This is a genomic window from Caballeronia sp. BR00000012568055 (assembly GCF_029439455.1).
Classification (GTDB): Bacteria; Pseudomonadota; Gammaproteobacteria; order Burkholderiales; family Burkholderiaceae; genus Caballeronia.
Map to the genome: position 1 here is coordinate 1 of NZ_JAQFVG010000013.1, position 11,988 is coordinate 11,988.

Consider the following 11,988-nt stretch of genomic DNA (forward strand, 5'->3'; position numbering starts at 1 on the left):
TGTTTGTAGTTATCTTTGAGTCGTCTCACCTGAAACACTGTCTGAAACATCGCTGAAACACTACTGCAACATCGACGCGCTTGCGGGAAAACCCGCAGCGCGCTCCGCGACACCCCGCCCCATAAGGCTCCCACGCCGCCTTCTCTGGCCACCACCCGCATGGCTCAACACTTGCAATTTGCCTCCCCAGTTGCGGCGCATCCAAAACCACGGCAGCCGCATCGACAAAACACGGAGACAAGTTCATGCGACAAGCCACTGCGCCCTGGGGCGATGCCTCGTCCGGCGCGACTTCCGAAAGCGCGCTGTACGCCAAAGTCACGCGCCGCCTGCTGCCGATTCTCTTTATCTCGTATCTGGCCGCGTATCTCGATCGCGTGAACGTGGGTTTCGCCAAGCTGCAAATGCTCGCCGATCTCAACTACAGCCAGACCGTCTACGGTCTCGGCGCAGGCATCTTCTTCGTCGGCTACGTGATTTTCGAAGTGCCCAGTAATGTCATCCTGCATCGCGTGGGCGCGCGCATGTGGATCGCGCGCATCATGTTTTCATGGGCGATTCTCTCGGCGCTTACCGCATTCGTCAGGACGCCGACGCAGTTCTATATCCTGCGCTTTCTGCTCGGCGCGGCCGAAGCGGGGTTCATCCCCGGCATCTTGTTGTACCTGACGTATTGGTGGCCGGCCGAGCGTCGTGGCCGCATCACGGCGCTATTTCTCGCGGCGATTCCCGTGTCCGGCATCGTCGGTGGTCCGTTGTCCGGAATGATTTTGCAGGCGATGGGCGATGTAAATGGTCTGCGCGGCTGGCAATGGCTGTTCCTTCTCGAAGCGATTCCCTCGCTCGTGCTGACCTTCGTGATCATCGCGTATCTGCCGAACAGCATCGAGAAGGCGAAGTGGCTCAGCGATAGCGAAAAAGCCACGCTGCGCGCCAATATTGCGCGTGAAGATGCGACCAAGAGCGCGCACGCATCGATTGGTTCGGCGTTCAAGAGTCCGCAAGTGTGGCTGCTTTCGCTGATCTACTTCGGCATCGCGCTCGGCATCTACGTGCTGTCATTTTGGCTGCCGACGCTCATCAAGCAAGCCGGCATCACGCAGCCGCGCGATATCGGTCTGATGACGGCCGTGCCTTATCTCTTCGCGATGGTCGCGATGTACCTCGTCTCGCGTTCCGCCGATCGTCGCGGCGAGCGTCGCTGGCACACGGTCGTGCCGACGCTCGTCTGCGGTCTCGGTCTCGCACTGAGCGCATTCGGCGGCCACAACATCTTCCTCGCGATGATCGGTCTCACACTCGCCACCGCGGGCGCATCGGCGGCGCAGGCGGCGTTCTGGAGCCTGCCCGCTGCGTTTCTCGGCGGCGCGGCGGCAGCGGCAGGCATCGCGCTGGTCAATTCGATCGGCAATCTCGCGGGCTTTCTGAGCACGTGGCTCGTGGGCCTGCTCGCCGACCTCACGCACAGCACCAACGGCAGCATGTATTTCTTCGCGGTCATTCTCGCCACTGCCGCGTTCGCCATTCTGCTGGTGCCCGCGCGGCTGGTGAACCGCTGATCCGATGAAAAACTGAACCACTGCATCACACAAAAAAAGGAAACATCATGGACTTCAGCCTGAGTCCCGAACTCAAGAAGCTGCGCGAACAAATTCGCGAGTTCGTCGCACAAGAAATCGTCCCGCTCGAAAGCAATCCTGCCGCCTACGATGCGCACGAGAACATCGCCGTCGATCAGCTCACGAAGCTGCGCGAGAAGGCGAAACGAGCCGGACTGTGGTCGCCGCAAATGCCGCGCGAACGCGGCGGCCTCGGTCTCAAGATGCACGAGATGGCCGCGTGCTACGAGGAGATGAACTGGTCGATCTTCGGTCCCGTGGTCTTCAACTGCGCCGCGCCCGATGACGGCAACATGATGATCCTCAACAAGGCGGCCACCGATGCGCAGAAGGCGCGCTGGCTGCAACCGATCATCGAAGGAAAAGTGCGTTCTTCGTTCGCAATGACCGAGCCTTCGCCCGGCTCCGGCTCCGACCCGACGATGATGAAAACGTCCGCGAAACTGGTCGATGGCAAGTGGATCGTCAACGGCAAAAAGTGGTTCATCACGGGCGCGGAAGAAGCGCAGCACTTCATTCTGATGGCGCGCACATCGGACGATCCGCGCAAGGGGCTGACCGCGTTTCTGTTCGATCGCGAACAGCCGGGCTGGCATATCGTGCGGCGCATCGGGATCATCGGGCCGGAGGAACATGGCGGGCATTGCGAGATCGCCTTCGAAGGCCTGAGTATCGACGATAGCAACCGACTCGGCGCCGTCGGCGATGGTCTCAAGATTACGCAGATGCGCCTCGGCCCCGCGCGTCTGACGCACTGCATGCGCTGGACGGGACTTGCGAAGCGCAGCCTCGATATCGCGCTGCAATACGTCGAGAAGCGCGATTCGGGCGCGGGCAAGCTGCTCGATCGCGAGAGCGTGCAGCAAATGCTGGGCGACGCCGCGTTGCAGATCGATATCGGCCGATTGCTGACGATGCGCGCGTGCTGGCTGCTGGACCAAGGCAGCTTCGCGCGCAAGGAAATCTCGATGGCGAAGATCGTCGTCGCGGACGCGTTGCAGAAGGCTGTGGATACCGCGATCCAGCTCTGCGGCGCGTACGGCTATTCGACCGATACACCGCTTGGCTGGATTTATCGCTATGCACGTCAGGCGCGTCTGGTGGATGGCGCATCCGAAGTGCACAAGATGGTGCTCGCGCAACGTCTGGTCGATGAGCGGCAGGACTTCTGGTCATGGGAATGAAGTGATGGCAACGGTCATTCAACACGACATCGTCCTGCCGCTCGATGCGCCCGAAACGCGCGACGCCCTCGCCCGCTGGCTGCGCGACGCCACGCACGCCGATACGCTGAACGTCACCGCGATGACGCGTCTTTCCGGCGGCGCGATTCAGGAAAACTGGGCGATCAGCGCGGACGTGCAAGGCGGCGCGTATCACGGCAAACAGGAATGGGTGCTGCGTACGGATTCGGCTTCGTCCATCGCGGTGAGCCGGTCGCGTGCCGAAGAGTTCGCGTTGCTGCAAGCGGTGCATGCAGCAGGCGTGTGCGTGCCGGAACCGCTCTGGCTGTGCAGCGATACGCACGAAATCGGCCGCAGCTTTTTTATCATGCAGCGCGTGCGCGGGATTGCGGCGGGGCATCGGCTGACACGTGAAGCGGCCTTGCTGCCCGATGCCGATGCGCTCGCGCATTCGCTCGGACGCCATCTCGCGCGCGTGCATTCGGTGCAGCCGGGTCACGCGCTGCTGTCGTTTCTCGGCGCGCCGCGTGCGAATCCTGTACTCGCGGATATAGGAGACTATCGCGCGCATTTCGATGCGTTAAGCGAGCGTTATCCGGTCCTCGAATGGGGCTTGCGCTGGTGCGAACTCAATGCGCCGGAGCCGCTCGCTCCGGTGCTGTTGCATCGCGATTTCCGCACCGGAAACTACATGGTCGATCGCGGTGAACTCAGCGGCATTCTCGATTGGGAATTCGCTGGCTGGGGCGATCGTCGTGAAGATTTAGGCTGGTTCACCGCGCGATGCTGGCGCTTCGCGGGCGCGCATCGCGAAGCGGGCGGGATTGCGGACGTTGAACCGTTTCTCGCGGGATATCGCGAGGAATCGGGCATCGCGTTCAGAGGCGAAGACTTGCGTTACTGGCAAGTGCTCGCGCATCTGCGATGGGCGTTGATCGCGTTGCAGCAGACGGCGCGGCATACATCGAACGAGGAACGCTCGCTCGAACTCGCGCTGACAGGACAACTTGTGCCCGATCTCGAACTGGAAATCGTGCGCCTGCTCGACGGAGGTTTCGATGATTGATGGAGCAATCGCCGCCGATCTGCTCGATGAATGTCACGCGGTCCTCACGCGTGAACTGATCGCGGCTCTGCCTGCTGAAAAGCGCTATGAAGCACGCATGATCGCGAGCGCCGTGGCGCGTGGGTCGCGGCAAATCAAGACATCGCGTCATTCGGCTGCGTGTGAACTCGAAGCGATCGATCGCTTATCGGATGATGGCATCGCGCCCGCAAAAAACGGCACAACGCTGTCGCCGGATCGCGCGATGGAAGAACGCCTCGCCTCAGCACGCGCGCGTCTCGTCGATGATATCCGCGCCGGCAAGCTCGATGCGCGTCTCGACAATCCCGGCGACTTGCTGCGGCTGCGCGAGATCGTGCACGCGAAGCTCGAAGTGACCAACCCGAAGCTCATCACGGAAGGAAGTTAAAGCGCATGCAACTTTCCCTGAACAATCGCGTCGCATTGGTAACGGGCGCAAACGGCGGACTCGGCGCGCACTTTGCAATCACGCTTGCCAAAGCGGGCGCATCCGTCGTGCTCGGTGCGCGCCGTCCGGAAACGTGTCGTGAAATTTGCGAAGGCATAAAAGCATGCGCCGTCGCATTGGACGTCACCGATCCCAAAAGCGTCACGCAAGCATTCGATGAAGCACAAGCGCAGTTCGGCCCCATCGACATACTCGTGAACAACGCGGGTATCGCGCTGACCAAACCGTTGCTCGATCACACGCCTGAAGATTGGGAAAGCGTGTTGTCGGTGAATCTGTCGGGCGCGTTCTATGTCGCGCAGGAAGCGGCCAGGCGCATGAAGGAGAACGGACGCGGCGGTTCCATCGTCAATATTGCGTCGATTCTCGGCTTGCGTGTGGCGCAGCAATTGCCGGGTTATGCGGCATCGAAGGCCGCGCTGATTCAGTTGACCAAGGCGATGGCGCTGGAACTGGCGCGGCATCGAATCCGCGTGAATGCGCTCGCGCCGGGCTATATCAAGACCGGCATCAACGATGCGTTCTTCGAGTCGGAAGCCGGTCTCGCGCTGATCAAGCGCATTCCGCAGCGGCGGCTCGGCGAACTCGCGGATCTCGACGGGCCATTGCTGCTGCTCGCATCGGATGCGGGCGCGTATATGACCGGCTCGGTGCTCGCGGTGGATGGCGGGCATCTCGTCAACACGCTTTGAAATCGAACACAAAGAACAAAACGCATCACGGAGACAAACACCATCATGGCTGAATTAACCGATGTCGATCCGCGCACGTTCGGCACGCTCTACGACTCGCTGCAACGCGCCGTGCAGCGCTTCGCCGATCGCCCCGCGTACATGGTCCCGGCGATGGAAGGTCGCGCGTATCATCCCGCAGGCGTCACGTTCACGTGGCGCGAGACCAACGAGCGCGTCGCTGCGTTGCGCGAGACGTATCAGGAAGCGGGCTATGGCCTCGGGCATCGCGTGGCGATTCTGTTCGATCAGCGGCCCGAATTCCTGTTCCACTACTTCGCGCTGAACAGTCTCGGCGTGAGCGTGGTGCCGATCAATCCGGATTACCGGCACGATGAGATCGAATACTTGCTGTCGCATTCGGAAGCATCGCTGGCGGTGTCGATCGATAGCCGCATCGAACAGGTGAAGGAAGCGGCGAAGACCTGCGAGAACGTGAGCGCGGTGGTATCGCTGGAAAGCTTTCCGCAGACCTTGCCGATTCCGCGCACGCCGCACGCCGAAGGCACACCCACCGCCGATACCGAAGCCGCCCTGCTCTATACCTCCGGCACGACAGGACGGCCGAAGGGCTGCATCATGAGCAACGAGTACTTTCACATGTTCGGCATGTGCTACGTCACGCGCGGCGATGTGATGGCAATTGGTGAGGGATGCGAACGTTTATATAATCCGCTGCCGCTGCATCACGCGAACTGTCTGTCGATCTCCGTTTCCGCGATGTTGCTGACGGGAAATTGCCTCGTGTTTCCCGACCGTTTTCATGCGAGTTCGTGGTGGCGCGATGTCACCGAATGCCAGATCACGGCGGTGCAGTTTCAGGGCATCATTCCGAATATTCTGCTGAAGCTGCCCTTCGATCCGCGCGAAAAGCAGCACACCATTCGCTTTGCCTTGTGCGCGGGCTGCGAGCCGGAACATCACGTTCAATTCGAAGCGCGCTATGGCATTCCGCTGGTCGAAATGTGGTCGATGTCGGAAGTCGGCCGTTTGATGACCGATCACACCGAGCCGCGCGCCATCGACAGCCGCGCGTTCGGGCGTCCCGCGCCGGGCATCGAAGCGATCATCGTGGATCAGGAAGGACGCGAAGTGCCGGTCGGTACGCCCGGACAATTGCTGATCCGTCATAGCGAAGCCGAGCCGCGCAAGGGCTTTTTCTCGGGCTATCTGAAGAACGAAGCCGCCACCGCCGACGCCTGGCAAAGCGGCTGGTTCCATACCGGCGATGTCGTCGTGCGCGATGAATCGCAGCGCATCTTCTTCGTCGATCGTCACAAGCACATCATCCGGCGCGCGGGCGAGAACATCTCTCCCGCGGAGATCGAGGCGTGTCTGGTGCTGCATCCGCAAGTGCATCAGGCGGCGGTGATCGCTGTAACGGATGAAGTGCGCGAGGAAGAAGTGATGGCGTGCATCGTCACGACACCGGACGTGACCGATCTTGCAAAACTCGCCAAGGATTTGCTCGCGTTCTGCATGGCCCGCATGGCGTATTTCAAAGCGCCCGCGTGGTATCTGTTCCTCGATGCCTTGCCGACCACGAGTTCGCAGAAGCTGCACAAGATGAGCCTCTTCAAGGAAGGCGATCCGCGTCTGCGTCCCGGCGCTATCGATCTTCGTCCGCTCAAGAAAAAGCCTGCGGATACCGCATCCGCTGCTGTCAAAACCCACGACTACGCGTCGAAAGAAATCGCAAGGAGTACGACATGAATTTGCCACCGCTGACGGGAGATACCGTTGCTGGTGTAATCGCACGCTATCTGAAGGCGCAGGGCGTCACGCGTGTGTTCGCGCTGTGCGGCGGCCATATCATGCCGATCTGGATGCGCCTCGACGCCGAAGGCATCCAGATTGTCGATGTCCGCGATGAACGCGCCGCCGTGTATATGGCGCACGCGCATGGCCAGCTTTCGGGCGAACCGGGCGTCGCTTTAGTTACCGCAGGTCCGGGTACGACCAACGCGATGACCGGCATCGCGAATGCGCATGTGGCGCGTGCGCCGGTGATCGTGCTGTCGGGCATTCCGCCGCGCCAGCAGGAGAATCGCGGCGCGTTGCAGGATATGGTGCATATCGACTTCGTCAAACCGATCACGCGATACGCCCGCACCGTGCGCGAGGCATCGCTCGTATTGCCGGAATTGCGCGAAGCGATGTCGCGTGCGCAGGGCGAAGGCGGCGATCCGGGTCCGGTCTATCTCGACTTCCCGACCGATACCTTGCGCGACACCGTCCCCAAGGTTTTGCAACGCGACGAGTACTTCCGCCCGTTCGAGCGCGCTGCATTGCTGCCCGATCCGCGCCGTATCGATTCTGCCGCTGAGTTGTTGCTGCAAGCCAAACGCCCGCTGGTGATTTCCGGCCGTGGCGCAATGACCGCAGGGCCGGAACTGCGCGCCTTGCTCGATAAAACCGGCGCGGCTTATCTCGACACCGGCGAAAGCCGCGGCCTCGTGCCCGATTCGCACGCGAGCGTGGTCGGCGCGGTGCGCGGCACCATCATGGGCGATGCCGATCTCATCATCACCGTCGGCCGCAAGCTGGATTTTCAGCTTGCGTATGGATCGCCTGCGGTGTTTGGCGAAGCGAAGCTTATCCGTCTTGCCGACTCGCCCGCCGAACTCCGCGATAACCGACGCGCCGATGTCGAACTGTATGCGAGTCCTGCCGAGTCCTTGCGTGCGATCGTGGAAAAAATCGGTGATCGTAAAGGCGCGATCGATCGCGAATGGATCGGCAAGCACAAGCAGAATCACGAAGCGCGCGTCGAGAAGTTCAACGCCGGATTGCGCGCGAAGCAGACCGGCAGCGATGGCCGTATCCATCCGAACTGGCTGATCGCGGAGTTGCGCGAGCAGATGCCGAAAGACAGCATCGTCGTGGCCGATGGCGGCGATTTTCTGGCCTTCGCGCGGGTCGGTTTGCCTGCGCAGACGTATCTCGATCCGGGTCCGCTCGGCTGCATTGGCGTGGGCACGCCGTTCGGAATCGCGGCGAGTCTCGCGCGTCCCGATCAGACCACGATCGTCGCAACCGGCGATGGCGCGTTCGGCTTCAACGCGATGGAAATCGATACCGCCGTGCGTCACAACGCGCCCTTGCTGGTGGTCGTCGCGAACAACGGCGCGTGGCAGATCGAAGTGCGCGATCAGGAGGAAACGCATGGCCGCGTGATCGGCACCAAGCTGCAATACGCCGATCACGCCGCGATGGCGCGCGCCTTCGGCATGCACGCGGAGCGCGTCGAAAGGCCCGAGGATCTCGCGGGCGCGATCAGCCGCGCGATGGCGAACCGTCCGGCCTTGCTCGATGTCGTCGTGACGCCGGACGCGGCTTCATCGGATAGCAAATCGGGACTTGCGTGGGTGCCCGATTTGCAACCGCTGCAAGCCTGGGACGATGCGGAGAGAAAGTGGCGCGCGAGCGAAGAATGACGGTGCTACCATCGTTGCGACCTTCATTCATGGGAAGCCAGCACGACCGTGGAGCCGCAACGCCGACCGTTACCGCAAATTCTCGTTCTGATCAGCCATCTCGAACTGATCACGCCGCCGAGCCGTCTCGCCGATGAAGTGCAGAAGGTATTGCCGACCTACGCGGGCGTCGCCGACATCCGCGTAGTCGATGTCCCTTTCGCCGATGCCCTCGCGCTCGCCAAAGACGCGCGCCGCCGCAAGACCTTCGACGTGTTGGTGTGCGCGGGCGCAACCGGCGCATATCTGCGCGCCAATCTCGACGCCCCCGTCGTGCTGATGCCCATCACCGGTTACGACGTGATCTTCGCGCTGGAACAGGCGCGGCGCGTATCGAAGGCCGTGGGCGTGCTGAGTTATCGGCGGCCGGTTGCGGAGTTGCAGATCGCAACCGATCTGCTCACCGTGCGATGCCGGCAGGAAACCTACACCACGCTCGCGCAAGCTGAGCAGAAGATCGAGCTGTTATCGGCGGAAGGCTTTGAAGTGATCGTCGGTTCGTCGATGGTCACGGAAGTGGCCGCGCGGCGCGGGCTGACCGGCATCCTCATCAACTCGCCCATTTCCATCAAACGCGCCCTGGACGATGCCATCGCGCTCGCCAGCAACGCGCGCGCGGACGAAGCCCGCAAGGCGCGCTTCAGCACCATCCTCGAATATCTCGGCGACGGCGTGATGGTGACGGACGCGAAGCTGCAAGTCGTCGCCGCCAACGCCGCCCTCGCGCGCTTATGCGATGTGAATGTCGATGAAGCCATCGGCGAATTGGGTGTGTGGTTCGGCATCGACGAAGTGCTGAAGACGGAAACGCCGAAGACATCGCAAGTGCTCACGCTCGGCAATCGCACGCTGGTCTACAGCGTCACGCCGATTCCCGACGAAGAAGGCCAGTCCGGCGCGATGCTGGTCGTGCAGGACGCGAGCATCGTGCAGCGCGCCGATCGGCAGATTCGCGCGGAAGCACGGCGTCGCACGTTCACGGCGAGCTATCGGCTGGCGGATATCGCCGCGCAATCCGACGTGATGCTCGATGTGATCGATCTCGCGCGCCGCTATGCGCAAAGCGATACCACCGTGCTGATCACGGGCGAAAGTGGTACGGGCAAAGAGCTGTTCGCGCAAGGCATCCATAACGAAAGCACGCGCGCGAGCCGGCCGTTCGTGGCGATCAATTGCGCGGGGTTTCCGGAGAGTTTGCTCGAAAGCGAGTTGTTCGGTTACGAGGAAGGCGCGTTCACCGGCACGCGCAAAGGCGGCAAGCCGGGCTTATTCGAGATCGCGCATACGGGCACGGTGTTTCTCGATGAAATCGGCGAGATGCCCATTTCCTTGCAGACGCGCTTGCTGCGCGTGCTTCAGGCGCGCGAAGTCGTGCGTTTGGGCGGCACGCAGCCCACGCCGATCGATGTGCGCGTGATTGCGGCGACGCATCGGAACCTGAAGGAGCGCGTGGCGTCGGGGGAATTCAGGCAGGACCTTTATTATCGGCTGAATATTCTGCGGCTGAAGTTGCCCGCGCTGCGCGAACGCGGCGGCGATGTCGCTTTGCTGGCGGAAACTTTGTTGGCGCGGCTGGCATCGGGCGCTTCGTTCAAAAAGGTCAGCGTCGAACAGATCATCGCGAGTCTAATGCCGTTTTTGATGCGGCATACATGGCCGGGGAACGTGCGCGAACTCGAAAACGTGATGGAGCGCGCGGCGGTGCTGCTCGGGGGATCGGATGCTCAGGATGTGGGAAGCGCCGATCTCGCCCGCGCTATTTTCGATGACGAGGAAGTGCTGACGGCTTCTGCATCTTTATCGTCCGGTAAGGCTGCGGTGCTCGATCTGGTGGAATCGCGCGATCGCGTGCGCATGCTTCAGGTGATCGGGCAATGCGACGGGAATCTGTCGATGGCGGCGAAGCAGTTGGGGATCAGCCGGTCTACGTTGTGGAGAAGGCTTAAGACTGACTCGGGCGCTTGAACGGGCGCAATCGATTGCGTGAATGGCCAAGCCTCGCGCCCTATTTTCCGCACATCCGTTTTTTTCCTTTCCTCTTAAGATTTCCGCTCACAGGCCGTCAAAACACTAGACCTACCCGCACGACCTGCGCAATGCCAAACAACAACTACAAAAACATCGACCCACGCATTCTCGCCGGCAATGAAATCAGCCTGGCGATGCTGGAAATCGATGCACAGTCTTTTCCGACGGAGACCGACCGGCAGCAGGCGACGTGGTCTGCCTATGACGAGGTACGTCAGCGCTTCGCTCTGGCGAGTCTCATGCACGTGCGCAATTGCAAGCGCGTAAGCGAACGCTTCGCCAATCAGCCGATGATGCTGCATCTGTTCGATTTTCAGGAGTTATCGACCATGTGCGGACTCGGCGTGTCCGACTCGCAGGCGAAGGAGCTGGCGGAAGAACGACGGCGCAATCCATCGTTCAGGCTGGCCGAGATGTTGCGGGCAATCCGCCGTTTCGAGCGCTAGTCTGGCTCGTCGCTGACGAACAGCATCGACACATACAGAATGGTCGATACGGCGATCATGCCCACGCCGACGAACACCTTGGTGCGGTTGAACTCCAGCCCGCCATTGATCGCAATACCGATGCCGAAGCACGCCGTCAACGTGCCGATAGCCGCGAGCACGACGTGCGCGCGGCTCAGAAACATGCGTCGGCGGCGTCTGCCCGCCTCGCTGAACGGCCCGTTTTTCATCGCAACTCCGTTTTAGATACGCACACGTTGAGCTAGCGATATCACAAACGGGGCGCTCCGAGCGCATTTTGCATCGACCTGCTAATCTCCGGCGAATAACGCATTCGAAGGAGTGTCCAGCATGGCCGATTCAGACAACGCGAACGAGTACGTCCCGCCGCGTGTGTGGACGTGGGACAAAGAAAACGGCGGCACCTTCGCCAATATCAATCGCCCGATTTCGGGGCCGACGCATGAGAAGGAATTGCCTGTCGGACGTCATCCGTTGCAGCTATATTCGCTCGCCACGCCGAATGGGGTAAAAGTCACGGTGATGCTCGAAGAACTGCTGGCGCGCGGCCATGCAGGCGCGGAATACGATGCGTGGATCATTCGCATTGGCGAAGGCGATCAATTCGGCAGCGGCTTCGTAAAGGCCAATCCGAATTCGAAAATTCCCGCGCTGATTGATCGCAGCGGTCCCGAACCCGTGCGCGTGTTCGAGTCCGGTTCCATTCTGCTCTATCTCGCAGAAAAGTTCGGAGAACTGATTCCCGTCGATTTCAGCGCCCGCGCCGAATGCCTGTCGTGGCTATTTTGGCAAATGGGCAGCGCGCCTTATTTAGGCGGCGGATTCGGCCATTTTTACGCGTATGCGCCGAACAAAATGGAATATCCGATCAACCGATTCGCGATGGAAGTGAAGCGCCAGCTCGACGTGCTGGACAAGCGCCTGGCAGAAAGCAAATACATTGCCGGC

At 61.2% G+C, this 11,988-nt stretch carries 11 protein-coding genes; 10 read left to right on the top strand and 1 reads right to left on the bottom strand.

What is annotated here, in order from left to right; genetic code table 11:
* Positions 1-245 precede the first annotated feature (245 nt).
* From P7F28_RS01455 to P7F28_RS01495, 9 genes are all read left to right on the top strand, one after another.
* Positions 246-1,559: an MFS transporter gene (locus P7F28_RS01455; protein ID WP_277182618.1), complete on the top strand. Its 1,314-nt coding sequence runs from the start codon at positions 246-248 to the stop codon at positions 1,557-1,559.
* A gap of 47 nt (positions 1,560-1,606) precedes the next feature.
* Complete coding sequence (locus P7F28_RS01460) at positions 1,607-2,803, top strand: acyl-CoA dehydrogenase family protein (RefSeq protein ID WP_277182620.1); 1,197 nt, start codon at positions 1,607-1,609, stop codon at positions 2,801-2,803.
* Positions 2,804-2,807: 4 nt separating this feature from the next.
* Positions 2,808-3,869 (top strand): phosphotransferase family protein, encoded by a 1,062-nt coding sequence (locus tag P7F28_RS01465; RefSeq protein WP_277182622.1) that lies wholly within the window; start codon positions 2,808-2,810, stop codon positions 3,867-3,869.
* Positions 3,862-4,278: a DUF6285 domain-containing protein gene (locus P7F28_RS01470; RefSeq protein ID WP_277182623.1), complete on the top strand. Its 417-nt coding sequence runs from the start codon at positions 3,862-3,864 to the stop codon at positions 4,276-4,278. The genes P7F28_RS01465 and P7F28_RS01470 overlap by 8 nt, the downstream gene beginning before the upstream one ends.
* A gap of 5 nt (positions 4,279-4,283) precedes the next feature.
* A complete protein-coding gene (locus P7F28_RS01475; protein WP_277182625.1) occupies positions 4,284-5,030 on the top strand; it encodes an SDR family NAD(P)-dependent oxidoreductase in 747 nt (248 codons plus the stop codon).
* A gap of 45 nt (positions 5,031-5,075) precedes the next feature.
* Positions 5,076-6,782: an AMP-binding protein gene (locus tag P7F28_RS01480; RefSeq protein ID WP_277182626.1), complete on the top strand. Its 1,707-nt coding sequence runs from the start codon at positions 5,076-5,078 to the stop codon at positions 6,780-6,782.
* Positions 6,779-8,506, top strand: coding sequence for a thiamine pyrophosphate-binding protein (locus P7F28_RS01485; protein WP_277182628.1), 1,728 nt, complete (start codon positions 6,779-6,781; stop codon positions 8,504-8,506). The genes P7F28_RS01480 and P7F28_RS01485 overlap by 4 nt, the downstream gene beginning before the upstream one ends.
* 48 nt (positions 8,507-8,554) lie before the next feature.
* A complete protein-coding gene (gene prpR / locus P7F28_RS01490; RefSeq protein ID WP_277182629.1) occupies positions 8,555-10,510 on the top strand; it encodes a propionate catabolism operon regulatory protein PrpR in 1,956 nt (651 codons plus the stop codon).
* A gap of 131 nt (positions 10,511-10,641) precedes the next feature.
* Positions 10,642-11,019, top strand: coding sequence for a hypothetical protein (locus P7F28_RS01495; RefSeq protein WP_277182631.1), 378 nt, complete (start codon positions 10,642-10,644; stop codon positions 11,017-11,019).
* Here the strand turns inward: P7F28_RS01495 and P7F28_RS01500 are convergent.
* Positions 11,016-11,249 carry a hypothetical protein gene (locus P7F28_RS01500; protein WP_277182633.1) on the bottom strand — a complete coding sequence of 78 codons (234 nt, stop codon included), beginning with the start codon at positions 11,247-11,249 and terminating at the stop codon, positions 11,016-11,018. The two genes, P7F28_RS01495 and P7F28_RS01500, sit on opposite strands and share 4 nt — an antisense overlap.
* 121 nt (positions 11,250-11,370) lie before the next feature.
* Here P7F28_RS01500 and yghU point away from each other — a divergent pair.
* Positions 11,371-11,988 (top strand): glutathione-dependent disulfide-bond oxidoreductase (yghU, locus tag P7F28_RS01505; protein ID WP_277182634.1); only part of this gene is annotated, 618 nt, incomplete at its 3' end.

What these genes read in the sequence shown, in the direction of transcription:
- P7F28_RS01500 (WP_277182633.1), bottom strand. Translation starts at nt 11,249, where the DNA reads ATGAAAAACGGGCCGTTCAGCGAGGCGGGCAGACGCCGCCGACGCATG.
- P7F28_RS01455 (WP_277182618.1), top strand. Translation starts at nt 246, where the DNA reads ATGCGACAAGCCACTGCGCCCTGGGGCGATGCCTCGTCCGGCGCGACT.
- P7F28_RS01495 (WP_277182631.1), top strand. Translation starts at nt 10,642, where the DNA reads ATGCCAAACAACAACTACAAAAACATCGACCCACGCATTCTCGCCGGC.
- P7F28_RS01470 (WP_277182623.1), top strand. Translation starts at nt 3,862, where the DNA reads ATGATTGATGGAGCAATCGCCGCCGATCTGCTCGATGAATGTCACGCG.
- P7F28_RS01465 (WP_277182622.1), top strand. Translation starts at nt 2,808, where the DNA reads ATGGCAACGGTCATTCAACACGACATCGTCCTGCCGCTCGATGCGCCC.
- P7F28_RS01480 (WP_277182626.1), top strand. Translation starts at nt 5,076, where the DNA reads ATGGCTGAATTAACCGATGTCGATCCGCGCACGTTCGGCACGCTCTAC.
- P7F28_RS01485 (WP_277182628.1), top strand. Translation starts at nt 6,779, where the DNA reads ATGAATTTGCCACCGCTGACGGGAGATACCGTTGCTGGTGTAATCGCA.
- P7F28_RS01475 (WP_277182625.1), top strand. Translation starts at nt 4,284, where the DNA reads ATGCAACTTTCCCTGAACAATCGCGTCGCATTGGTAACGGGCGCAAAC.
- P7F28_RS01460 (WP_277182620.1), top strand. Translation starts at nt 1,607, where the DNA reads ATGGACTTCAGCCTGAGTCCCGAACTCAAGAAGCTGCGCGAACAAATT.